Origin of the sequence: Cohnella lupini, assembly GCF_003386205.1 — a bacterium.
In the GTDB taxonomy this organism is placed as follows: domain Bacteria; phylum Bacillota; class Bacilli; order Paenibacillales; family Paenibacillaceae; genus Cohnella; species Cohnella lupini.
Genome location: NZ_QRDY01000017.1, coordinates 1 through 24,356, shown reverse-complemented (window position 1 = coordinate 24,356; position 24,356 = coordinate 1). Strand labels below are relative to the sequence as shown.

Annotated in this window: 21 protein-coding genes; 15 read left to right on the top strand and 6 right to left on the bottom strand. The window is 53.7% G+C overall.

Features of this window, described 5'->3' with window-relative positions; genetic code table 11:
* Positions 1-4: 4 nt before the first annotated feature.
* The 4 genes from DFP95_RS21530 to DFP95_RS21515 all read left to right on the top strand — a co-directional run bounded on the left by DFP95_RS21530 (position 5) and on the right by DFP95_RS21515 (position 5,653).
* Positions 5-1,231 (top strand): glycoside hydrolase family 130 protein, encoded by a 1,227-nt coding sequence (locus DFP95_RS21530; protein WP_115994762.1) that lies wholly within the window; start codon positions 5-7, stop codon positions 1,229-1,231.
* Positions 1,224-2,798, top strand: a complete 1,575-nt coding sequence (locus tag DFP95_RS21525) for an FAD-dependent oxidoreductase (protein ID WP_115994761.1) — start codon at positions 1,224-1,226, stop codon at positions 2,796-2,798. The genes DFP95_RS21530 and DFP95_RS21525 overlap by 8 nt, the downstream gene beginning before the upstream one ends.
* Before the next feature lie 151 nt (positions 2,799-2,949).
* Entirely contained in the window at positions 2,950-5,019 is a 2,070-nt protein-coding gene (locus tag DFP95_RS21520; protein WP_115994760.1) for a serine hydrolase domain-containing protein, read from the top strand.
* Positions 5,020-5,188: 169 nt separating this feature from the next.
* Positions 5,189-5,653 (top strand): DinB family protein, encoded by a 465-nt coding sequence (locus DFP95_RS21515; protein ID WP_181907554.1) that lies wholly within the window; start codon positions 5,189-5,191, stop codon positions 5,651-5,653.
* A gap of 389 nt (positions 5,654-6,042) precedes the next feature.
* On the opposite strand, the gene odhB is transcribed toward DFP95_RS21515, so the two are convergent.
* Together odhB and DFP95_RS21505 are read right to left on the bottom strand one after the other, a co-directional pair.
* The gene (gene odhB, locus DFP95_RS21510; RefSeq protein ID WP_115994758.1) at positions 6,043-7,311 is read right to left on the bottom strand and encodes a 2-oxoglutarate dehydrogenase complex dihydrolipoyllysine-residue succinyltransferase; all 1,269 of its coding nucleotides are present in this window, start codon (positions 7,309-7,311) and stop codon (positions 6,043-6,045) included.
* A 6-nt stretch (positions 7,312-7,317) separates the two neighbouring features.
* Positions 7,318-10,212: a 2-oxoglutarate dehydrogenase E1 component gene (locus DFP95_RS21505; RefSeq protein WP_115994757.1), complete on the bottom strand. Its 2,895-nt coding sequence runs from the start codon at positions 10,210-10,212 to the stop codon at positions 7,318-7,320.
* Positions 10,213-10,521: 309 nt separating this feature from the next.
* Here DFP95_RS21505 and DFP95_RS21500 point away from each other — a divergent pair, with 309 nt between their 5' ends.
* The 6 genes from DFP95_RS21500 (at position 10,522) to DFP95_RS21475 (ending at position 17,445) form a co-directional block, all read left to right on the top strand.
* Positions 10,522-11,817, top strand: coding sequence for a flagellin hook IN motif-containing protein (locus DFP95_RS21500; protein ID WP_181907553.1), 1,296 nt, complete (start codon positions 10,522-10,524; stop codon positions 11,815-11,817).
* Positions 11,818-12,011: 194 nt separating this feature from the next.
* Positions 12,012-12,770, top strand: a complete 759-nt coding sequence (locus DFP95_RS21495; protein WP_115994755.1) for an RNA polymerase sigma factor — start codon at positions 12,012-12,014, stop codon at positions 12,768-12,770.
* A gap of 20 nt (positions 12,771-12,790) precedes the next feature.
* Positions 12,791-14,071 carry a GyrI-like domain-containing protein gene (locus DFP95_RS21490; protein WP_115994754.1) on the top strand — a complete coding sequence of 427 codons (1,281 nt, stop codon included), beginning with the start codon at positions 12,791-12,793 and terminating at the stop codon, positions 14,069-14,071.
* Positions 14,072-14,218: 147 nt separating this feature from the next.
* Positions 14,219-14,737 (top strand): CcdC protein domain-containing protein, encoded by a 519-nt coding sequence (locus tag DFP95_RS21485; protein ID WP_115994753.1) that lies wholly within the window; start codon positions 14,219-14,221, stop codon positions 14,735-14,737.
* 95 nt (positions 14,738-14,832) lie between these two features.
* On the top strand, positions 14,833-15,918 hold the full coding sequence (locus DFP95_RS21480; RefSeq protein WP_115994837.1) for a Gfo/Idh/MocA family protein: 1,086 nt from the start codon (positions 14,833-14,835) through the stop codon (positions 15,916-15,918).
* A 132-nt stretch (positions 15,919-16,050) separates the two neighbouring features.
* Positions 16,051-17,445, top strand: coding sequence for an S-layer homology domain-containing protein (locus tag DFP95_RS21475; RefSeq protein ID WP_115994752.1), 1,395 nt, complete (start codon positions 16,051-16,053; stop codon positions 17,443-17,445).
* Between the two features lie 93 nt (positions 17,446-17,538).
* Here DFP95_RS21475 and DFP95_RS21470 read toward each other — a convergent pair whose 3' ends face one another.
* Both DFP95_RS21470 and DFP95_RS21465 read right to left on the bottom strand, forming a co-directional pair.
* Complete coding sequence (locus DFP95_RS21470; RefSeq protein ID WP_115994751.1) at positions 17,539-18,375, bottom strand: 1,4-dihydroxy-6-naphtoate synthase; 837 nt, start codon at positions 18,373-18,375, stop codon at positions 17,539-17,541.
* Entirely contained in the window at positions 18,372-19,025 is a 654-nt protein-coding gene (locus DFP95_RS21465) for a futalosine hydrolase (protein ID WP_115994750.1), read from the bottom strand. The genes DFP95_RS21470 and DFP95_RS21465 overlap by 4 nt, the downstream gene beginning before the upstream one ends.
* Positions 19,026-19,223: 198 nt before the next feature.
* On the opposite strand from DFP95_RS21465, the gene DFP95_RS21460 reads away from it, so the two are divergent.
* The gene (locus tag DFP95_RS21460) at positions 19,224-19,793 is read left to right on the top strand and encodes a ribonuclease H-like YkuK family protein (RefSeq protein WP_115994749.1); all 570 of its coding nucleotides are present in this window, start codon (positions 19,224-19,226) and stop codon (positions 19,791-19,793) included.
* A gap of 35 nt (positions 19,794-19,828) precedes the next feature.
* Here DFP95_RS21460 and DFP95_RS21455 read toward each other — a convergent pair whose 3' ends face one another.
* Positions 19,829-20,728, bottom strand: a complete 900-nt coding sequence (locus DFP95_RS21455) for a helix-turn-helix transcriptional regulator (RefSeq protein ID WP_245987830.1) — start codon at positions 20,726-20,728, stop codon at positions 19,829-19,831.
* A 118-nt stretch (positions 20,729-20,846) separates the two neighbouring features.
* Between DFP95_RS21455 and DFP95_RS21450 the strand changes: the two genes are divergently transcribed.
* The 4 genes from DFP95_RS21450 (at position 20,847) to DFP95_RS29495 (ending at position 23,895) form a co-directional block, all read left to right on the top strand.
* Positions 20,847-21,908 (top strand): Gfo/Idh/MocA family protein, encoded by a 1,062-nt coding sequence (locus DFP95_RS21450; protein WP_115994748.1) that lies wholly within the window; start codon positions 20,847-20,849, stop codon positions 21,906-21,908.
* Positions 21,905-22,783, top strand: a complete 879-nt coding sequence (locus tag DFP95_RS21445) for a sugar phosphate isomerase/epimerase family protein (protein WP_115994747.1) — start codon at positions 21,905-21,907, stop codon at positions 22,781-22,783. The genes DFP95_RS21450 and DFP95_RS21445 overlap by 4 nt, the downstream gene beginning before the upstream one ends.
* A gap of 2 nt (positions 22,784-22,785) precedes the next feature.
* Positions 22,786-23,667: a sugar phosphate isomerase/epimerase family protein gene (locus DFP95_RS21440; RefSeq protein ID WP_115994746.1), complete on the top strand. Its 882-nt coding sequence runs from the start codon at positions 22,786-22,788 to the stop codon at positions 23,665-23,667.
* A gap of 90 nt (positions 23,668-23,757) precedes the next feature.
* A complete protein-coding gene (locus DFP95_RS29495) occupies positions 23,758-23,895 on the top strand; it encodes a cysteine-rich CWC family protein (RefSeq protein ID WP_245987845.1) in 138 nt (45 codons plus the stop codon).
* Positions 23,896-23,977: 82 nt separating this feature from the next.
* On the opposite strand, the gene DFP95_RS21430 is transcribed toward DFP95_RS29495, so the two are convergent.
* Entirely contained in the window at positions 23,978-24,196 is a 219-nt protein-coding gene (locus DFP95_RS21430) for a hypothetical protein (RefSeq protein WP_115994744.1), read from the bottom strand.
* Positions 24,197-24,356 lie beyond the last annotated feature (160 nt).

Sequence of the window (24,356 nt, the reverse complement as noted above, 5' to 3'; positions counted from 1 at the left end):
ATCTATGATCCCGCAATTCAAATATTCTCCCGGTCCCGTACTCGTGCCTCAGCCCGGTTGCGATTGGGCAAGCAAAATGGTGCTGAACCCTGCCATTATCCAAGATCCGGACAGCAGCCGTCTGCACATGCTCTTCCGCGCGACCGGCCCGTGGCCCGAGGCGCGCAAGGAAGGCTCTTATGATCCGTATCCGATCTTTCTCGGTTATGCATATAGCGATGACCGGGGCGAGAACTGGTCGGCGGACTTTAGCCGCCCGGCGTTGGCTCCGGCATTGAAGCAAGCGAAAGAAGAAATTTATATTACCGATATTAGAGGCGAACGCGTCCGTAATTACGCGAACGGTTGTATTGAGGATCCTCGCATATTCCCCGTCGAGGACGAACTGTACGTCTCGGTAGCCTGCCGGATGTTTCCGCCGGGACCTTACTGGATGTTGGATCAGGATCCGCCGATCGAAACCCGATATGACTATATTCCGTCCTGGGTGCATGAACAGGACACGCCGTTCCACCAAGCGGCCCGCACGAACAACACGGTTACGGTGTTGTTCAAGCTGGATCTGGCTAAGCTGACGGCGGGGCAATATGAAGATGCGTTCACCTACGTTTGCCCTTTGACGGACGGTAGCCGAAGCGATAATCGCGATGTGTTCCTATTCCCACAGCGAATGCAGATAGATGGGAGACCGCAATACGTAACGCTGCATCGTCCGATGACGCCAAGCGCTTTCCCGGGTGGAGACGCTGTATCGACGCCCTCGATCTATATAGCCGCTGCGGAGCGGCTGGAAGACTTGGCAACGGATCAAGCCGTCCATCAGTTGCTGGCTTCCAGCATTCTGGATTGGGAGGAGAACCGGATCGGGGCCAGCTGGCCTCCTATTGCGATCAAGGACGAGGAGTGGTTGATCTCCTATCATGGCAAGAAGGATGCCGAATTCGGGTATACGCAGTCGTTCATGATTGCCCGGAACGTTCCGGGTTCGTTTCCCGAGATTATTCACCGCTGCCCGGATCGCCTTATGTATGCTCAGCAGGAGTGGGAGCTTCCTACGGATTATCCGACGCCATGCCTGTTCACGACGGGGGGAATCGTGGTGGGCGACGAGCTGATCATGGCTTATGGCGCCGCCGATCAGAAGGTAGGCATCTCATGGGTTAACTTCGAGTCGCTGATTGCTTACGTCAAACGCTTCGACGCGCAAGGAGGCAGTCTCGCTCATGTATAACATCATCGTTTATGGCGCTACAAGCGCAGGCGTTGCGGCAGCCGTTCAAGCTGCCCGCCTTGGCCGGAAGGTCCTCCTGATCGCGAATACCGAACATATCGGAGGAATGACCAGTTCGGGGCTTGGCGCAACCGACATCAATAACCGCCGGGGGATCGGCGGGATTGCCCGGGAATTTTACGGACAGGTGTACCGTCACTATGAGTCTGCGAAGAGTTGGGTTAGTCAGACGCCCGAGACTTACGATCGGCTGTTGGGAACCCGATTCTGGTTCGGACGCGATGAAGAGCTTAAGATACGCTGGATGTTCGAGCCGAAGGTGGCTACCGCAATCTATCTGAACATGTTGACCGAGGCTGGCGTGGAGGTCATCCGGAATGAGCGGCTTGCGCTTGGCGCGGAGGACGCCGTCGAGAAGAAGGACGGGCGGATTGTCGGTATCCGGATGGAGAGCGGTAAGGTCTACGCTGCCGATCTCTATATAGATGCCGGTTATGAAGGGGACCTGATGGCGCTGGCAGGAGTCTCGTATACGACAGGCCGCGAAGCTAACTCGCAGTATGGCGAGAAGACGAACGGCGTCTTCGACAACGGCCCGCTGGAAGGCGGAGGAGTCAGCGCGTATCATGTAAGCGGGGATCCGGATAGCGGCCTGCTTCCTTACGTCCTGCCGAATAGTCCGGGCGAGAAGGGAGAAGCGGATCATCGCGTACAAGCGTATTGCTATCGATTCACGTTAAGCTCCGATCCGGACAATCGGCTGCCGATCGAGAAGCCGGAAGGATATGATCCGAAGCATCACGAGCTGTTAGCCCGTCGGTTCGCCGTGAACCCGAAGCTGACGCTGGACGATATTCTGACGCTTACGCCGATTCCGAACCGGAAGACGGATACGAATCATGTCGATTTCGTCGGGGCTAACTATGCTTACGCGAATGGCCATTACGCGGACAGAGAGCGGATCGAAGCGGAGCATAGGGCATTCACGCTCGGAACGCTATGGTTCCTGGCTAATGACGAACGGGTACCTGAGCTTGTCCGCGCCGATATGCGCGGATGGGGACTCGCAGCCGATGAGTTTACGGACAACGGCGGGTTTCCCGTGCAGATCTATGTGCGGGAAGGGCGCCGGATGGTAAGCGACTATGTCATGACGGAGATGTCTGTGAAGCAACGAACCGCGCCGGAATCGGTCGGGCTCGGCACTTATTATTTCGACTCTCACTACGTATCTCATTATGCTAGAGACGGACTGGTTCATCTCGAGGGTACCTTCTGGGAGGATGATGAGCTTCTCTATCCGATCAGCTATCAGTCGATCCGTCCGAAGCGGGAGGAATGCACGAATCTGCTCCTGCCCGTGACGCTGTCATCCTCGCATGCGGCCTACGGTTCCATCCGGATGGAGCCTGTCTATATGGTGCTGGGGCAATCCGCGGCGATCGCAGCCTCGCTATGCTTGGAGCTTGGCGTAACGGTTCAAGACCTGCCGTACGAAGTGCTTCGAGCCAAGCTGCTGGAAGCGGGTCAGGTTCTGGACGCCGAGCCTTCAATGTGGATAATGTAACGCTGTCGATTCGTTAAAGAAAATAAGGCTGTCCCCTCTTAATGAGGGGGCAGCCTTATTTTCTTTATAAAGATCTCGTATAATATGGAATAAAATGAAATCTTACCGCTCTTTTCCCGTATTACTATAAACTTGCCTAAGGAGGTTAATAATGAGAATGAAACAAAATGGGATGCTGACTGCCGCACTTGTAGCAGCCTTGCTCGTTCCGACGGAGGCGATCGCGGCCGAACCAAGCCAGGGACAAGCCTACGTGGAAACGCAAAAGGCGGTGGCGGAGAAAGCTGCTCTGCTTACGGGAACCTACGGAACGACAAGCGTACAATACGCCTTGATCGATCAAGGAAGGATCCTCGTATCTGGCCAATCCGGAAAGAACGACGAAGAAGGAAAGGTGCCGCTGACGGCAAAAACGACGTACGGTACAGGTTCGACAAGCAAGATGTTCACGACGGCTGCCGTGATGAAACTGGTGGACGATGGCAAAATCGACTTGGATAACCCGGTTACGGCATACGTCCCCGAGTTTAAGATGAAGGACGAACGTTACAAGGAAATCACGACTCGCATGCTGCTGAATCACTCTTCCGGTCTTCAAGGTTCTTCGTTCGCCAACTCTTTCTTATTCGAAGACAACGATACTTACGTCCATGATCGCCTACTGGAGCAATTGGCCGACCAAACGTTGAAGGCGGACCCGGGAGCGTACTCGGTTTACTGCAACGACGGTTTTACGTTAGCCGAAATTATAGTGGAAAGAGTCAGCGGCACGGGCTTTTCGGCCTATATCCATACAAATTTCACTGAATCGCTCGGCATGGCCGATACGAAGACGCCCCTGGATAATACGGACGGATTCGGCATGGCAGCCACTTATTTCCCGGTTTATCAAGGGCAGCTGCCAACCGAGACGATTAATGCGATCGGCGCGGGCGGTATCTATTCGACGGCGGAGGACCTGGTCCGGTTCTCGCAAATCTTCAGCGGGCAAAAAGAGGGTATCCTCTCCGACGAGTCGGTGGAGGCCATGGAACAAGCCGAGTATAACAACGGCATGTGGCCGGACGAAGCAGACAACTCTTTCGGCTTCGGGCTAGGCTGGGACAGCGTCGACCTGTACCCGTTCGACGAATACGGCATTCAGGCGGTAGCCAAAGGCGGAGACACGATTCTCTATCATGCAGCGCTAGTCGTACTTCCCGAGGAAAATATGGCGGCAGCCGTTCTATCCTCCGGAGGATCCAGCTCGACCAATCAGCTGCTGGCGAACGAAATGCTGCTGCACGCACTTAAGGAAAAAGGCGAGATCGCGGAGTTCAAGCACGAAAAGTCGTTCGGCGAAGCGGCGAAAGCGGTTATGCCGGAGGATGTGCCGAACTATGCGGGCATGTACGGCTCGACGAATCAGTTGATTCAGGTCGACATTGCCAAGACCGGCGAATTGTCGGTATCCCTGCCTCTCATGCCAAACCTGCCGGCGGAAAAGTACGTCTATACGACGGACGGCTCGTTCATGAGCGAGGATGGTACGGCCAAGGTCAGCTTCGTGACGGAAGAGAACGGTCGTACCTACATTTGGGTAAGAATGTATGCTTCGTTGCCGAATCTGGGCCAAACGGCGCTGTCGCATTATTCCGCGGAGAAACTCTCGGCCAATGAAATCACGGACGCGACGGCGGCGGCTTGGGAGAAGCGCGACGGCAACAAATATTATCTCGTAAACGAGAAATATACGTCGCTGGCGTATCTGCTGTTGCCGGCCCTACAAATCGATTTGCTCGAAGAAGCTCCCGGTTACGTCAAGGACAAAAAAATAACGGGACCAGACACGGCGGCGAGTGACCTGCAAATTCCGATGGTCGGCGGAAGAGATACGATGGAGTATCGATTCTTGATGCAGGACGGCGTGGAATATCTCGAAGCCGCCGGCAGTCTGTATGTAAGCGAGGACGCGTTAAAGCCCATCTATGCCGGCAAAAAATCGTTGGCAACGATTCCGCGGAGCGGCTTGGCCAAATGGTATACGATTCCCGAAAAGGCGGCGGGCAAGACGATGACGGTGAAGCTGCCGGCAAAAGGCTCGTTTACCGTGTACGACGCGAACGGCGCATTAGTCAACTTCAGCGTAATCAGCGGCAACAATAAAGTCGTTCTGCCTCAAAAAGGCGTCCTTATTTTCGCGGGAGAAGCGGGATCGGCATACAACGTTTCACTGAAATAATTCTTAATCATATAAGCTTCTCGGAATATTCTCTATAGCGGAGGACTTGCCAGGTTCGGCGGTCCTCCTTTTTTTACGGCGTTTAATTGCAGATATCTATGTCAGGAGCAGGCACCGAAGGATTATCAGCGGGTAACCTGTTCACAACGCTAAGGAAGTGCAAATGCCAATGGAAACAGGAGGGGCTATACTGCATCCAATCAGTTATCAGTTGAAGATGGCACGGGATTGGTGTATCGAAATCTTGGAGATATGTCCAGCAGAGAGTGTCGACGTTCAGTTGAAAGCCTTCAACAATACGATTCGCTGGCAGACGGGGCATATCCTTTCGGTAGCTGAACGGATGTTGTTCCATGTCCCTCCATCGACGGGAATGCTGCCTTCCGCATTCACAAAGTGGTTCGATTCGGGATCGAGGCCGAGCGATTGGGTAGAACAGCCTCCTTCTCTAACGGAGTTGATTACGATGTTGAGAAGTCAGCAAAAGCGTATTCTTGACATTGCCCCAGAGGAATTTGACAGCATCTTGGATGCCCCTTACTACGGCTTTTCTAATTACGGCGAGATCGCAGGATTTGTCATTGTTCATGAAGCCTTCCATGTAGGGCAGATCGTTGCGATGATGCGCGCGTAACCAATGGGAACCGATTATACTCGATAAAGGACAAGCATCCGAAAGACATAATTGGTTAAGGCCAATGCCGCCTAAAGTGCCGCAACCATAAAATCTATAGCTATAGCAGACGAACATTCCACCAAGCGTACCGCAACCATAAAATCTATAGCTAGAGCGCACATGCACCCGACCAAACGTATCGCAACCATAAATTTTATAGCTGGAGCGGACGTGCACCTAACAAACGTACCGCAACCATAAATTTTATAGCTGGAGCGATCGAAAAAACCAAAATGATTCCGCAGTTCGGCGAAACCTCACTCACGGTAACACTGCAAGGACCCAACAAAAAACCCACATCCGCGCGCCGATAAGGCAACGAGGATGTGGGTTTGTTCTCTTAAGAATTAACCTTCAAGAAGAAGGGTTTCCGGATCTTCGAGCATTTCCTTGATCTTCACGAGGAATTGCACGGCTTCGGCGCCGTCGACGATTCTGTGGTCGTAGGAAAGCGCGATGTACATCATCGGGCGGTTCTCCATGCGAGTCGCGTCGAGCGCAACAGGACGAAGCTGGATTTTGTGCATGCCGAGAATTCCGACTTGCGGTGCGTTAAGGATCGGAGTGGACAGCAGGGAACCGAATACGCCGCCATTCGTGATCGTGAACGTTCCGCCTTGAAGCTCGGACAATTCCAGGGTATTGTTACGGGCTTTGCCGGCCAATTCAACGATCGTACGCTCGATCTCGGCGAATCCGAGGCGATCCGCTTCGCGAAGTACCGGAACGACGAGTCCTTCTTTGGCGGATACGGCAATTCCGATGTCGTAGTACTTCTTGACGATGATATCTTCGCCGTTGATTTCCGCGTTCAGATGCGGGAATGCTTTCAACGCGCCGACGACCGCTTTCGTGAAGAAGGACATGAAGCCTAAGCCGACGTCATGCTTCTCTTTGAACGAATCCTTGCGGCGTTTGCGAACTTCGAGAATGGCGGTCATATCGACTTCGTTAAAAGTCGTAAGCATCGCCGCGGTTTGCTGGGCTTCGACCAAGCGCTTAGCTATCGTCAGGCGGCGGCGCGACATGCGTTTGCGCTCTTCCGGCTTATTCGAATTCGAAGTCGGTTTGTCCACGGCCGGTTTAGCGGCGGCAGCGGCAGGTTGCGCAGCAGCAGGCGCGGATCCAGCGGATTGCACGTCGCTGGAATGAATGCGTCCGATCGGATCGCGAGCAGAGACAGCGTTCAGATCGATGCCTTTTTCCCGAGCGAGCTTCCTAGCCGCGGGAGTCGCGAGCGTAGAGTTAGCGTCGACGCTGTTCACTGCGGCAGCAGGTGCGGCTGGCGTCGCGACCGGAGCGGCGACTTGAGCCGGTGCCGGAACGCTTTCTTTTTGCGGAGCTGCAGCCGGTGCATTCGCTTTAGGAGCTGCGGCTTGGCCGGCTTCGCCGATTCTGCCGACGGCTTCGCCGATTTTCACGTTGTCGCCCTCGTTCATCAGGATTTCAGTAATAACGCCGTCTTGCTCGGCGCTGATCTCCAAGTTTACTTTGTCGGTTTCCAGCTCCAGCAGAAGGTCGCCTTGACTGACGGAGTCTCCTACCTTGACGATCCATTTCGAAATCGTTCCTTCGGTAATGGATTCGCCCATCGCTGGTACTATAATGTCATGCATTGCTGTTTACCTCCCGGTTTTAATGGCCGCTTTCTTCTTCTGGACCAATGCTTGATTGATAATGAATTGTTGCTCGAAGCTATGGATTTGCTGATATCCGCTCGCAGGGCTCGAACGTTTAGGACGTCCGTTGTAGCCTACCGTGGCGTCTTTCTTGGACTCGAGCAACTCGCGGATGCGAGGTTCCATGTAGCTCCATGCGCCCATGTTCTTCGGTTCTTCTTGAACCCATTGGACGTCAATCAAGTTCGGGAAGCGATCGATGATCGCTTGAACCTCTTGCTGCGGGAATGGATACAACTGCTCGATACGGACGATGTGCAGCCAATCGCGGTTGACGTCGGCCGACTTGTCGAGCTCTTCCGCCAAATCAATGGCGACTTTACCCGTGCAAAGAACCAGTCTTTCCACGCGTTGCGGATTTTCTCCGAGCCCCGGCTGCTCGACGACGGTTTGGAATGAACCTTCGCTTAACAGAGAAGCGGGGGAAGCAACGTACGGGTTGCGAATCATGCTCTTGGGAGCCATAACGACTAGCGGACGTGCCGACTCCGTATTCATGATGGAAGCCTGCCTGCGAAGCAAGTGGAAATATTGGGCAGCGCTGGACAAATAAGCGACAGTCCAGTTCTCCTCGCCGGACAATTGGAGGAATCGTTCCATCCGCGCGCTGGAGTGCTCCGGCCCTTGACCTTCGTATCCGTGCGGCAACAGCATGATCAAGCCGGAGCGTTGCGTCCACTTGGACTGTCCGGCGGAAATGAATTGGTCGATCAGGACTTGAGCCGCATTCGTGAAGTCTCCGTACTGCGCTTCCCAGATGACCATCGTTTCGGGAGCGTACACGTTGTATCCGTATTCCAAGCCAAGCACGCCGGCCTCGGACAACGGGCTGTTATGAATGGCGAAGGACGCTCGAGCTTCCGGCAATTCATGTAACGGGGAGAATGTATCGCCCGTCTCGGAATCGTGAAGGACGAGATTCCGGTGCGCGAAAGTTGCCCTCTCCACGTCCTGCCCGCTCAAGCGAATCGGAGTACCGTCCGCCAAGATGGATGCGAACGCGAGCGTTTCGGCATGGCCCCAATCGACCTTCTCGCCATCGTTCAGCGCATCTGCGCGCCGTTCGAGAATACGTTGCAATTTTCCGTAAACCTTGAAAGTTTCGGGCCATGTCAGCAAGCCTTTGTTGATTTGGCGGAGCTTCTCCATGGAGACGGCGGTCGCAGGCTTGGCTTCGCCGGGATTGTACACCGTCGGATGAGACTGATGGACGGGATCCTTGTGCTCTTGCCCTTTAACTTGCTCGTAAGCGGTTTTCAGCTTGTTCTGTACGTCGCGTTTGATTTGCTCCGCGCCTTCCGCCGAAAGAGAGCCGTCGCGAACGAGTTTGTCCGCATACAGGCGGCTTACAGGCAGGTGCGCTTTGACTTTTTTGTAAATCAACGGCTGCGTCGTTTCCGGATCGTCAGTTTCATTATGACCATATCGGCGATAACCGATCAAGTCGATCAGGAAATCCTTCTTGAACAGGGTCCGATATTCGCTGGCCATACGCGCCGCGGCGATGCAAGCTTCCGGATCGTCGGCGTTGACGTGGATAATCGGAATTTCGAAGCCCTTGGCCAAGTCGCTGGCGTAATGAGTCGAACGCGAGTCGTGGCTCTCCGTCGTGAAGCCGATCCGGTTGTTCGCGATGATGTGGATCGTTCCGCCGCTCGTATATCCTCTAAGGTTATTGAAGTTAAGCGTCTCGGCAACGATGCCTTCGCCGGAGAATGCCGCATCGCCATGCATGACGATGGAAGCAGCAAGATCAAGGTTTTGCACCGGATATCCGGGTTTGCTCCGGTCTTCTTGCGCCGCGCGGGCGAATCCGCCGACGACCGGGTTTACGTACTCGAGATGGCTTGGATTGTTGGCTAAGGTCAGGCGAGTTTCCGCCGTTTCGCCGGTTTGGATGGAACGGTTAGCTCCCAGATGGTATTTCACGTCTCCGGTCCAGCCGTAGTTGATGCCGATCGAACCTTCGGACGGAATGAGATTCTTGTTCGGAGAATGATGGAACTCCGAGAATATATTGCCGTATGGCTTGCCCAACACATGGGCAAGCACGTTCAGACGACCGCGATGCGCCATGCCCATGACGATGTGGCGAGCGCCGTCGTTCGTAAGCTCGTGCACGATTTCGTCCGCAAGCGGAATAAGCGCTTCGATCCCTTCGGCGGAGAAACGCTTCTGTCCGACGAACGTGCGTTGAAGGAAATCCTCGAATTGTTCCGCTTCGAGCAACTTCCGGAGCAACGCTTCGCGTTCGGAGGCGAGCAGTTTATTGGATGGGATAACGGTTTCCGCGCGATGGTTCAACCATTTGCGTTCCGCTTCGGAGTGTACGTGGCCGAATTCGAAAGCGATCGGTCCCGTGTAAATCTCCCGCAACTTTCCGACGGCTTCCCAAGCGTTCTTGAACGCATAAGGAGCATCCTCCCAAACGCATTCGGGCGGAAGCTTCGTTAGATCCGCTTCGGTTAAACCGTACGTGCCGGGCTCGATCATCTCGGAGCTTGCTTTAATGCTAAGGCCGAGCGGATCGATATCGGCGGCAAGATGGCCGAAGGCGCGTATATTCCAGGCCAACTGGCCGGCAGCTATTGCTTTCTTAAGTAACTGGGTATCCGTCGGTGCGGAAGCTGATCCGCCTTGCTGCTGCGCAGGTTCCGATGCAGCGATTCCCGATTCGGTCCGTGGCGGAGCACCGTATTGCGCGAATAAATCGCGATACTGCGGGCTTACCGAGTCCGCATTCTGTAAGTAAATATCGTATTGCTCTTGGATGTAGCCTAGATTAGGGCCGAAAAATTGCTGCCATAGTCCTTGCATCTTTTCATTGTCGTCAGACATTGTGCATCCCTCTGCATTCATGTTAGTCATACTCGGGTGCCAACTATGAAGCCTTGCGCACCTGATTCCATTCTAAAGCATTTTTATGTTCGGAAATAGACATTATTATGCATTAGAATGATCTAATAAGTAGATCGATCCGTAAATTCCCTCAATAAAGATAGATTGCGCCATTCGGACGGATTTGACTCTCCCGATTTTTAGATCCGGCGAACGGCTTTTGTTTCGATAACTGGATGATTGTGTAAAAAAATACAGGGTGATATAGTTGGTATACAGATGCTCTTATCGATTAAGGGTGGTGACAGGATGATTTATTCCGCAGGTTTGTATCCCGTCGGGTATTATTCGGCAAGAACGGTCAATAACGCCGTACCGCCGGTAACTCCTTACATGCCGACTCCGTTTAACCAAACGGCGTTCTGGCAGCCTATGGCTTCGGGAGCTTGGCTAAAGCCTCCTTCTAAGTCTTATTCTCAACCTTTCGAACAAATCGCGAAAACGGCGGCGTCTGTGATCGCTAATTTTCTTAAATCCGTACAGACCGTACAAGCCTCGGCGAAAGATATTTTGCAGAAAAACACCTCGGCCCTGCAATCGAGAGAGGCCGACTCGTCCGATCGATCTTCGATATGGGGAGCGGCTCAGAGCGGGGCAACCGTAAAGTCTTATCAAGTGAAGGTACAGTCTCTTGCCCGGGCGCAAACGAATATCGGTTCGGATCTGGACAAGGAAGATCTCACGTCGATTCAGAGCGGGACAAATCGGTTCAAGCTGACGATCGGCGGCAAATCCTCAACGATAACGAGTAATATTTCCTCGACGGATACGAACGAACAGGCGTTAACCAAGCTGAGGAACGCTATTAACGATGCGAAGACGGGAGTAACCGCCGTTATCGTATCCGATTCGAATGCCGGAACCCGTAGACTTGAGCTTAGAAGCGACGCGACGGGGGCGGGCAGTCGGTTCGAGATCGCGGACGAGGTCGGCGATGCTGCGGCGAAAAGCGGGATCGTTTCGGCAACGACGACGGCGTCGGACGCCGAATATTCGGTTAACGGAGGCGCGACGCAAACCTCGGGTTCCAATATGATCGAGCTGGAGAAGGGAAAAGCTAGCGCTACATTGCTCAAACCGACTACCGATGCGGTCGAGGTTCGAATCCGTCCGGACGAAGGTCAAGTGACGAAGCAGATCGGAAAGCTCGTGTCCGACTACAACGCCATGCAGGAACGGCTGAGCGAAGCCGGGGGATATCTGAGCCCGGCGGTGAAGAGAAGCTTCGATCATTCGATCGATTCCAACTCGTTCGAGCAGATCGGCATCGTCGGACGAAATTCCGACGGATCTCTCAGGTTCGACGCGACGAAGCTCTCGGCTAGCTTGGAGCTTAACTTCGAGCGAACGAGCAAAGCATTGGCCGGCTTTAACGGATTGGCCCAAAGCCTGGAAAAGGCGACGGCCCGGTTCAACGACATTCCGGCGAGCAGTCTTCTTAATAAGCAAATGCGCGATATGCAGCAATTCGCGTCTTATCAAGCATCCATGCAGCAAGTTTTGCAGATTCCGGCCAAGGGCTTATTGTTGAACGGCATCATCTAATTGGAATATGGAAACGAATCCGATAGCGGATAACCGCCGATTAGGCGTTCCGCGCGAAGAAACGCGCCTCTTTCAGTAAACATTGGTAATCACGCCTAAGGCGAAATCCGATGAATATGGAAAGAGGCGTTTTCGTTCTGATAGATTTTCCGAAGTTATGGCATCTAGGGTAATGGAATCGGAGGGAGGACGCCATGAAGCCGTTATCGATAACGTTCCCGGAAGTCGACGAAAATACCGAAGAGCCGGATGATCGACAACTCGTCGCAAGAGCCCGCGAGGGAGATCATGCCGCGTTCTATGATCTGGTCAGGCGCCACCGGGCCAAAGCATGCGGCATTGCGCGTTCTATGATGCAGGACGAACATTTGGCCGAGGATATCGTCCAGGAAGCCTTGGTGAGAGCTTTTCTTAGGCTGGGAACCCTCGTCGACGGCAATCGGTTTCTTCCGTGGTTTCATCGCATCGTGAGAACGCAAGCGTGGATGAAGCTGCGAAGAGGAGGGCGGTACCGCCGGGAAATGCCGTTTTCCGGGCTGATCGCTCCTACTGCTACGGGGGTCGATTCCGATAGGGGGCATTGGGAGAGTTTAGACCGCGTCTTGTTCCATATGCGTCGGCGTTCGGAGGAACGAATCCGGATCTCGGGAGATCCGTCCGAGGAACTTCTTCGCAAGGAGATGTTGGATACGATCGGCGGCTTGTTGGTTTGTCTGAGCGGCAAAGAACGCGAGATTTTCGAGGCGCATTTTTTCGGAGAATTGTCGCCCAAGGAAATCGCCGAGCTTTTCCGGATAACGCCGGCGAACGTGTACAACAACATTTCCCGGGCTAAAGCGAAGCTTCAGAACGAGCGGCTACGGGTCTACGTTAACGGTTACGTGCGGCAGCGTCGGACTCGCGGGCTGCCGGTCAAAAAAATCCTCGATGTTTCCATTATCCATTTTAATTAGCGACGGAGGAGATCAAGGCAATGGAAGCGATGATGATTTGGCAGGAACGAGTGGCCATCGACGGAGTAAAGAAACGTTTACGCGTTCGAGACGGTCAAACGACGGTTGATCCGCATGTCGCGGAAGCGGGAACTTACGCGGTGTTTAAACATGAAGATCCTAGTGAAGCTTTCGAGTCGTTTATCAAGCGAATATACGAAGAATGGTTCACCAAGACGATGTACGTTCCGGGCCCCTATTATGTAGAAGCGCGTGGCGAAAAGGGGCCAGATGAACAATCCGCGGACGAGGTATGGATTCCAGTCGATTATACGAAACCTGCCCATTGCGGAAGCTATCAGAATAGTTGGACGACGATCGCGCAGGCGCTGAGGGAAGCGATTAAGTTTACTCCGAAGAAGGAGCTGTCGTTGGTCGACGTCATGGGCTATACGGGACACGCCTTCCGGATCAACATTAACGGAAACAACGTGGATCCTGCGGGTCCGACCGCATGGGATTGGGGACCCGTGCTCGAAAAAGATTTGCTCCGGTTGGGCATCCGTTGCTCATACGTGGGCGAGCCGAATTATACGCCACCGACGCCGGAGCTTCTCGGCCAAGCCATCGAGAAAGTTCAATCGAGCCTGGACCGCGGTATTCCTGCCGTGGCCTGGGACTTGTTGATCCCGGAATTCGGCGTTATCTACGGATATGACGACGACAAACAGGAGCTCCACGTAAAGGACGTCAGCGGCGAAGGTGTTTTACCGTACGCCAAGCTCGGACGCGGTCAGGTCGGCGAACTGTTCGTGCTGACGTTTGACGGATTCTTCGAAACGGATAAGAGAACGGTTTTAGTCGAAACGCTCGAATCGATAGTCGAACATGCCCGCGTCCGCTATCATCTTCATTCCGAACCTCCGTTCCAGAACGGACTTGACGCATACGATGCTTGGATCGAAGCCTTCCGCAAAGGTACGGTCGATCCCTTCGGCAATGCCTATAACGTCGCGGTCGTCTGCGATTCGCGCGCTTACGCGGTTCGGTTCTTGCAGGAACTTCAACAGAGATGGGACGGCGACTCGCGGGAAGAGCAAGAAGTATCGAGGCTAGCCGCGCTGGCGGAGAATCATTATCGGGACGTATTCAACGCTCTGGTCCGATTGCCGTCGTTGTATCCATTCCCGCAGGGAGGCAATCCTAACGTGGAAGCGAACGCGGCCTATTCGATCGATTATCTGGAACGAGCGCGGGAAGCCGAGAGGCAGGGAGTGGAGACTCTGGAGAGTATGCTTAAGCTACTCAAATCCCACCCGTAGCAGATTCGGATTCATGCGCCATCTCATGGAATAACGCTAGCCGTTTACGTTGCTTCTTAGGACGTAAGCGGCTTTTTCGCTAGGCGTTACGTATGTTACAATAGCGGCGAGAGAACAGCCAATAACCGCTGCAGGAGGCACAATCGTATGAACCATTTCGGCTCGGTCGCGATTCCCGTGTTGCTTATCGGATTAATTATGTATCGCCGAATCCGAAGATCGATCGGGTTTCAGAAATACAGCGCGAGAAGAATGAAATTTCGCATCGGGATATTCGCGGTGATCGGCGTGCTGCTGATAGCTACAGGGTTTTCCCACCCGATCCGGTACATCGCGGACGCGGCAGGCATCGCGATCGGAGCCGTGCTTGCTTACTTGGCCATTCGTTATTCCGAATTCGAGCGGAGTGGCGATGGCAATCTGTACTATAACACGCACACGGGCATTCAAGCGGCCGTTGTCATTCTGTTCGTCGGCAGGCTGGCTTACCGACTAATCTTCATGTACGACGGATCGACGCCGACTGGCTCGGGTCAGGAATTTACGCAGCAATTTTCCTCCGATCCGTGGACGGCAGCGATATTTTTCATTCTGGTAGCCTATTACTTGGGTTACTACGTGTTCCTGTTGCGGCAGGAAAAGCATTATAGTTTAAAGGAACTCTGATACCCTAACCGTGGAAGCCCCTTCCGATGCGTTTGACGCCGCAATCCGGAGGGGCTTTCACGGTTTTTATGAAAACTTCGAAGGCGGAGACATGTATGCACAAATCGGTTAGCTTCAGTATCGTTGGCGGCGGATCGTTTCGAGCGCAGTATTTTCTGAGAATATCGAAAGCGCTTCCGGAACGATTCCGAGTAAGCGGCATGGTAGTCCGTGAGGAGCACAAAGGCAAGGTATTAGAAGAACAATGGAAAGTAGGTACATACAGAACTTTAGATGAACTACTTGATAACGAAAAACCGGATTTCGTCGTTCTCTCGGTTGCCCCGTCGGCCGCCATGGAGTATATGCTGCAGCTTGCGGAACGAGGGATTCCCGTTCTTGCGGAAACGCCCCCCGCGCCTACTTTGGAGGGTTTGCTGCAGCTACATGATAAGCTCACGCTTCAAGGAGCGAAGATCCAAATCGCCGAACAATATCAGTTCCACCCCGTTCAAGAAGCCCGTCAATCGATCATCGAGTCCGGGCGGCTAGGCAAAGTAAATCAGGTGTCCGTGTCCATATCCCATATGTATCATGCCGTAAGTCTCATAAGGAAGATTCTTGGAATCCGATTCGAGGATGTGGCCGTTAAAGGAATGAGGTTCGAATCCGATTGGGTAGCCGGACCCAACCGCGGGGGACCGCCTACGGATGACCGGATCGTCAAGTCGGAGCGGGACTTGGCATGGTTGGATTTCGGCGGTAAGCTGGGCATTTATGATTTCACCAAGGACCAACACCGTTCATGGATCCGTTCTAATCATTTAAGCGTTAGGGGAGAGCGGGGGGAAATATTCGACAACCGGATTAGCATTCAGGATCCTTCCTGCACACAAATAAGCATGGAATTGAAGCGAATGAACAAAGGCGAATACGAGAACGCGGAAGGTTACTTCCTAAAGGGTATTACGGCGGGAGAACGATGGGTGTACGAAAACCCGTTCATGCCGGCAAGGCTCTACGACGATGAAATAGCGATTGCCTCCTGCTTGAGCAAGATGGCGATTTATGCCGCGGGTGGCCCCGAATTTTACGGTCTTCCGGATGCGTCTCAAGATCACTATATCGGAATGCTGATCGAACAAGCCGTTGCGAGCGGAGAGACGGTAAAGTCGGTTCGGCAACCCTGGTCCGAATCGTAACGACCGGCGCCGGAGCTGCGATATCGCAGGCTTGAGAGATTTTGTTTTTTTGGTTTGACAGAATTTAAGAGAGGATGATATGATCATCCTCAATAATTCTTATTATACATATAGGTTATGGAGGTTTTAGTAATGAAAAGTCATACTTACAAAGTAGGAACCAAGCTTGCGCTAGCCGCTTCGGTCCTGCTAACGTCTTCATCCGTCGGTGCCATCGCTTGGTCCGGTTCCGCCCAAGCCGCCGTCGCGGCTAAACCGCCAGTAGCACCCGCTGCTTCGCCCGTCGTTAAGGAATACGCGACGTTCTTGAAGGAGAAGCACGACGTCGTTCTTCAAGATCAATTGACGAGAGGCCAGTTCATTTCCGCGATCGCCGATTCCCTCGGTTACGAAGCACCTGCAGAAGCCGTTTCCTTCACGGACGTCGCGGCTAGCTCTCCTTATTACGAGGATGCCGCCGCAGCTTACGAGAAAGGAATCTTGTCCTCGACGACCGTGAAAGCCTCCGCGCGTTTGACTTCCTTGAATGCGGTGCAGTTCGCCTTGAGAGCAGCGGACTTAGAAGAGCTTGCTTACACTTATCCTGCAGCTAAAGTAAAAGCATCGCTAACCAAGCTGAAATTGACTTGGAAGCCGGATGTCTATGGAACTAAAGGCGCCCAAGAGTTGGCTGCCGCAGTAGATACCGGCTTGATTCCCGCGGAATTCTATAAGGACGTTACAAGCGGAGCAGCCGCTTCCGCGTCTCTTTCCACCTATCTGATAGGCAAGGTTTTGGAGATCAAAGGCCAATACAAGCACTACCTCGGCTACTCGTCCGATTCCGACATCTACGCCAAGCTGAACGATGCATACGCCACTTCGGACATCATTAAATCCCCCGAGCTGCAGAAAATCGTCGACGAAGCGCTGAAGCAGGATTTGGTAACGGGCTACAACCTGAAAGACGCCCGTTACGACGCAGGCTTCATAGATTCGCTTTCTCTGGTTTACGGCCATTCGGATTTCCAGCATGCGCTTCAATTGATCGGTCTTCTGCGCAGCGAGAAAATAAACGCCAAGGTACAGTTCGAGCCTAAAACCTCCGCCTTCATTTACTTGAAGGAATGGGGCGAGCCGGGTGTCTCCGACTTGTACGAGGTCGTCCAAATCGAGAACGGCAATTATATCGAATATGCCAAAGAATACGATATTGCTTTCGAATTTTCCACCGCGGCAGACAAAGCCCGGTTCGACAAAGTCATTCTCTACTACGCGAAGAAGAACGAAGACAAGCAACCTGGTCTCATCTACGGATCTTGGTGGCAGCCGCTTTACTTCTCTTTGACTGAACTAACCGGCTATGAGAAAATCTCCAACAACAAAATCGAAAAAGGCCATTATTACGCTCAGTCGTTCTCCTTGAAAGAAAAATCGGCAGCCGTCACAGAAGGATTCAAAAAGCTCGATCCTTCGATTACGGTCATCAACTACGACTTCTGGGTAGATGCACCGTTCTTTAGATACTTGAACGGCGAATCCACCTAACACCGGGCTTCCGTAAAACCGCCAACAAAACAAAAAGAAGACCCCCGTATCGCCTCTATGGCGGTCGGGGGTCTTCTTCGCGTCGGCTCGACATTACCCTAACAGGGTCGACAAGTCCATTCGCGGAACGAGTTGTTCGTCCATGGCGCGCTGTAGCAAGCTGGATACGGCGGCAAAACCGTCTTCTCCCAAGCTCGCCGTAAACTCGTTCACGTAGAGATCGATGTGCGACTGGGCTACGCTCGGCTCCATCTCCTGAGAATGAGCCAGTACGTATTCTCTCGAAGCGTCCGGATGCTCCCATGCGTAGGCGACGGAGGCCTGAATCCATTTCGTAATCGAGGGAAGATCAAGCGTCCGGCGGGCAATGATCGCGCCTAGAGGAATAGGCAGGCCCGTATCGGACTCCCACCAACTTCCCAAGTCGACGACCTGGGAGAGTCCGTAATTCTGATAGGTGAAACGGGCTTCGTGAATGACGAGACCCGCGTCGATGAGACCGTCGCGCACGGCGGGCATAATCTCATGGAACGGCATGACGACGATTTCGCCGACGCCGCCCGGTACGTTCCGAGTAGCCCATAGCCGGAATAGAAGATAAGCGGTCGAGCGTTCGCTCGGTACGGCGACTCTTTTGCCCGAGAGGGCGGTTGCGTCGATATTCTCGCCGCCGGCGGTTAGCACCAACGGCCCGCATCCCCGACCGAGCGCTCCGCCGCATGGAATGAGCTTGTATTCGGGGAGAATCCACGGTAACGCGGCATATGAAATTTTCATGATATCGAGATCGTTCGTAGTCGCGGCTAACCGGTTCGTGATATCGATATCCGCATAGGCGACTTCAAACGAAGGCGCGTCCGGAATGAGTCCGTGGACAAGTGCATGAAATACGAAAGTGTCGTTGGGACATGGAGAATAGGCGATTTTCATGAGAGTACCTCCGGTAAGTGTGTACATGCGGCTTCCAAAGCGTCAAGAGCATCTCCGATGCGCCACGCCGATCGGTCGCGCGGTCCGACCGCATTCGAGATGGCGCGAATTTCCATGAACGGAATACCTCGGCTTTGCGCGGCCGCGGCCACTCCGAAACCTTCCATCGCTTCCGCGGCGGCTCCCGGGACTCGTTCCGCCAGCTCGACGGCGCTTGCAGCCGTGCCCGTGACGGTCGAGAGCGTGAGAACCGGACCGAATCGAACCGTTATTCCCGCCAGGTTCAGAGCATCGGCCAGCTTGGAGGATAGAAGGCGCTCCACGGGAATACGATTCGAGCCGAAGCCGAGCTTGTCCACTCCGGCGAATCCGTCCGGAGTTTCCGCGCCCAGATCCGCGGCGACGACATCGCTGGCGACGACGATCGTGCCTATCGCGGCTTGATCCGCGAAGCCTCCGGCTATCCCGGCGCTTACGACGAGGTCGTAGCGTACGCCTTGCGGTGCCGTGGTTAGAGCAGTCGCCGTGCTCACCGCGGCGGCGACCGGGCCGACGCCCGCGGTCAGAACCTCGAATCGGCTATCACCTCGAAGTCCTCTGCACACGGCATCCTTTTCCGCCTCCACGGCGGTCATGATAAGTATTTTCATAAGAAGATGAATCCCCTTTATTCAGTTCGGAATCGAAAACGACTTTACTTATTATAGACCCCTGCGGATGAGGAGTAAAATAGCCGGCGAACAAGCCAACGCAACTGGTGTCGGTTTCAGAAAAGGTAAAGGTTCGAGTCCGGTCGACCTCGCCATACAATAATCTATAAACACAGCATGCATAGCAGAGGTGATGGCATGACCATGATGAGCACGATTTCCGGATGCGACGAGCTGAGCTTTCAGAATTTGTCGGAAAACAACCTGAGTCTTGATGACGTATACGAGCGGATTCTTCGCTTTATTAGCATGGATCCCAAGGGTTCCTATCATTTCGTGATCGGCACGGATAGCCAGGTCCATCGCGGCCATACCAAATTCGTGACGGGTATCGTGATCCATCGGATCGGGAGGGGAGCTTGGGCTTGTTATCGACAATTGGCCGTCCCGAGGCAATTAACGTCTATTAGGGAGAAGCTGACGCTAGAAACCTCGTTCTCGCAGAGAGTGGCGGGTTACTTCGACGCATGCGCGGTTAACCGGATGGAAGATTTGCTGCTCCCCTACATCTATCAAGGAGCTATGCTCGAAACGTTCATCGACATCGATGCGGGGACGGAGCCGGTCGTTAATAAGACGGCGCTATACGTCCAGGAGATGGTCGACCGGGTTGAGGCGATGGGAATGTACGCGCCGAGAGTTAAGCCGGAAGCCTGCGTCGCGTCTTCGTACGCCAATCGGTTCACTAAGCATCGTATGGTGCTGTAAAAGACGAAGCGCGCCGGCCGAGAGGCTTGCGCGCTTCATTTATCGACTCCGTTATGCTCGGTTTTTCTCCATTCCGTAGGGGGCGTTTTTTTTAATTTCTTGAACGTGCGGCTGAAATAATAGATGTCGCTGAATCCGGAAGCGAGAGCGATTTCCGAGATGGTCATGCCCGTACCGCGGAGCATGCTTTCCGATTTATTGATTCGGACCAAATTGATATATTCGACCAAAGATTTGTCCGTTACTTGCTTGAATAGTCGGCTGAAATGGAATCTGCTTAGACCGGCGATATTCGCAAGCTGCTCCACGGTAATTTTATCCCGATAATATTCGTCGATATAAGTAAAGACGGGCGCAAGGCGTTCCAAGTCCTTTAACTTGTGCCGATACACGTCCAACTCCTTCAGCGTGGCGACGTAATTGCGCACGAGGAGCGACAGCAGACCGTAAAGATGCGATTTAATGGATAGCTCGTACCCCAATTCCTTCCGCTCCAGCTCCCCGATTATCGAGACCATGCAACGAGTGATCTCCGCGTCTTCCGTTATCCGGTTCTGGAACAAAATCCGGTTCTGGATAATCGGAGTAATGAACTTCGTTTCTATGGCGTCCGCGGAGTGACTGTGAAGCAACGAGATATCCACGATCATCGCATAAAAGGATAAATCCTCGGAGGTGCTAATTCCATAATGAAGCTCATTGCTATTTACGACGCACAGGTCTCCGGATTGAAGAGAAATCGGAACGGAGCCGCACTCGATGGTGGCCGTTCCCGACACGAAATACAGAAACTCCAAATGCTCGTGCCAATGATGGGGGAACAAAGTAGAGCCTACGACCATTTTGTGCGTCTGGCGAGGGTGGATCTTGATCGGAAAGGACGGATCCGGCATCGGCATGGATTCGCGCAAGGAATCCAAGTCAAGTCTGTTCAATGGGTTCACTCCCTGAATCGCACGATTGTACAAATAAAGAGCATGCTTCTTCATGGTTTGCGAAGCTCATCCCATTATAATACGAATTAACAACCACTGAAAGGGAGCGTTGAGAGTAATGAAACCCATCCGCATAGGTGTCATCGGCACCGGTTCGATCTCGGAATCGCATTTGAACGCCTATTCCCGCAATCCCAAATCCGTCATCACGGCAATCTGCGACGTCAACGAAGAGAGGGCTCGGCAAGTCGCGAAGAAATACGGAGCGGATAAGACGTATTCCGACTATCGCGAGCTGTTGGCCGACCCCGATATCGACGCCGTGAGCATCTGTACTTGGAACAATACGCACGCGCCGATCAGCATAGCCGCTTTGGAAGCAGGCAAGCACGTACTCGTGGAGAAGCCGCTTGCGCGCACGGTCGAGGAAGCTCTTCTTATCGAGAAGGCCGTACGCGCTTCCGGCAAGCTGCTTCAAGTAGGGTTCGTCCGCAGGTACGACCCCAACGTTCAGATGCTGCGCCGGTTCGCCGATAACGGAGAGTTCGGAGAGCTGTATTATGCCAAAGCGTCGACGATCCGCCGTCTCGGCAATCCGGGGGGCTGGTTCGCGGACATAGAGCGCTCCGGCGGCGGACCGCTGATCGATATCGGAGTACATGTCATCGATCTATGCTGGTACTTGATGGGACGCCCGAAGGCGACGACGATCAGCGCGAATACTTACCATAAGCTTGGAAACCGGTCGAACGTCAAGCACCTATCCTTCTACAAAGCGGCCGATTACGATGCTTCCAAGAATACGGTCGAAGATTTGGCCAATGCAATCATCCGCTTCGAGAACGGCGCTTCATTGATGGTCGATGTCAGCTTTTCGCTGCATGCCAAGCAGGACGAGGGCTCGGTTAAGCTATACGGGGACAAGGGCGGATTCGAAATCGATCCGAAGATTTCCATCGTGACGGAGAAGTACGATACGATCCTGAACATCCAGCCTCAAACCGACAGCGAGGCCGGATTTACGGGAGACCCGGCATTCGTCGAGGAAATCAATCATTTCATCGATTGTATCGTTAACGGTACCAAGCAGATCAGCCCGGTAGAAGACGGTGTAGAAATCATGAAGATCCTATGCGGAATATACGAATCAGCGGCGAAAGGCGAGGAGATCCGGCTATGAAATGGGGAGTAAGTACTTATTCCTTCTGGCAGGCGATGCAAACCGGCGAGATGGACGTCATCCAAGCGATCGGCCACATCGGGGACATGGGCGGCGAACACGTCGAGATCGTTCCGATGGGGTTCGATCTGACCGCCAATCCGGAGCTGATAGACGCCATTAAAGCCAAGGCGACGGAGGTCGGCATCGCGATATCCAATTACGCGATCGGAGCCAACTTCGCGGGCTTGGACGCGGAAGCTTACGAACGGGAAATAGACAGGGTGAAGCGGGAGGTCGACATAGCGGCCGCGCTGGGAGCGAAGCTCATGCGTCATGACGTAGCTTCATCCCGGGATACCTCCATTGGTCGATTCATGGAGGATCTGCCTAAACTCGCGGAAGCTTGCAGGAGGATCGCCGATTATGCCGCGCCGCTCGGAATCACGACAAGCGTGGAAAACCACGGCTATTATATCCAGGCCAGCGATAGAGTTCAGGCGTTAGTCAACGAAGTCGGCCGCGATAATTTCCGTACGACTCTGGATATCGGAAATTTCGTATGCGTCGACGAGAATCCGACCGTAGCCGTTCGCAATAATATTCCCTTTGCTTCCATCGTGCATTTCAAGGATTTCTATATCAGACCGGCGGCGCTCGATCCGGGAGAGGGCTGGTTCCGTTCTAGCGGAGGCGCTTACTTGCGCGGGGCTATCGTAGGGCACGGAGATTTGGACATCCGTTCCGCGGTCCGCATCGTTAGAGAGTCGGGTTACGACGGTTACGTCTCGATCGAGTTCGAAGGAATGGAATCTTGCGTCGACGCAACGAAGCTGGCGCTGAGCAACGCGCGTCGGTTGTGGGAAGAAACCAAACAAGCGGAAGGAGCGCGTTAATCATGACGGAAATTATCCAACCTTGGAAAATCGGAGTCATCGTGGACAGCTTTCGGGTAGGCGTTCGCGAGGGTTTATTGAAAGCGAGAGCTGTTGGAGCCGACGGCGTGCAAATCTATGCCGTTACGGGAGAGATGGATCCCGCGAATCTCTCCGCGGCGGCGCGCAAGGAATGGAAGGACTATATCCAATCTCTAGGATTGCAAATCTCGGCATTGGTAGGAGATCTTGGCGGCCATGGCTTTCAGGATAAACGGGCAAATGCCGAGAAAATCGAGAAGTCGAAGCGAATTCTCGACCTGGCCGTCGAGCTCGGAACGAACATCGTGACGACGCATATCGGAATCGTTCCGGAAGATCGAAACGGCGAGGTGTACGAGTCGATGCATCTGGCATGCGATGAGCTAAGCCGGTATGCCACCGGGATGAACGCCTATTTCGCCATCGAGACCGGCCCGGAAACTTCGGCTCATCTGAAGCAATTTTTGGACGGCCTCGGCTCCAAGGGAGTTTCGGTGAATTTCGATCCGGCCAACATGGTCATGGTAACGGGCGACGATCCCGTACAAGGCGTATACACGCTGCGGGATTACATCGTTCATACGCATGCGAAGGACGGCATTCGATTGCGCGAAGTCGATCCTCGGGAAGTTTACGGGGCATTAGGCTTCGTGCCGCTGGATCATGAGAAGATGGCGGAGCAGGCGGAGTCGGGAGATTCCTTCAGGGAAGTTCCGCTCGGACAAGGCGGCGTCGATTGGAATTCTTATTTGAAGGCGCTTAGGGATATTGGCTATAATGGGTATCTAACGATTGAACGCGAGGTCGGGACGAATCCGGAAGCGGATATAACCGCCGCGGTTCAATTCCTTAAGGGGAAATGATCGAGGTGTCGCCATTTGAGCGGGGAAGCGAGCAACGCGAAGATTTGCCCTCTATGCGGAGAAGACAACCATTGCGGGAACGAAGCGGGCTTGCCGCATGGGGAATGCTGGTGCAGTAAAGTTGTCGAGTTTCCGCGAGAAATATTGGAACTTATTCCGGCGGAACAACGTAACAAGGCATGCATATGCCAAGCATGCATCGACAAGGCGGGAAACCGCGAGCGATAAGACGCTCGCGGTTTTTTCGTCATTTAAGAAAGCATAAAATCACATCGGCACCGCGAACCCGGCAGAATAAATCGCATGATGATTAACCGTGCCGGGCATGGCTATTATGCCGAAGACCCCCCGCGACGGAAATAAGCGTACCCCGCACGGCTATTTGGCCGAAAGTACCGCCCGCGACGGAAATAAGCGTGCCCCGCACGGCTATTACGCCGAAAGTACCGTCCACGGCCGAAATAAGCGTGCCCCGCACGGCTATTATGCCGAAAGTACCGCCCGCGACGGAAATAAGCGTGCCCCGCACGGCTATTATGCCGAAAGTAGGTGATGTAAAGTAGTCTGTGTACCAAAATTTGGCGCCTTCTCAAGCAACAAAAAAGTAGGGTATTCTCGGGGTTACGAAGCCAACCAAGAAGGAGCCCTACTCGATGACTAATATACCCGAAAATGCGTTCGACAATCTA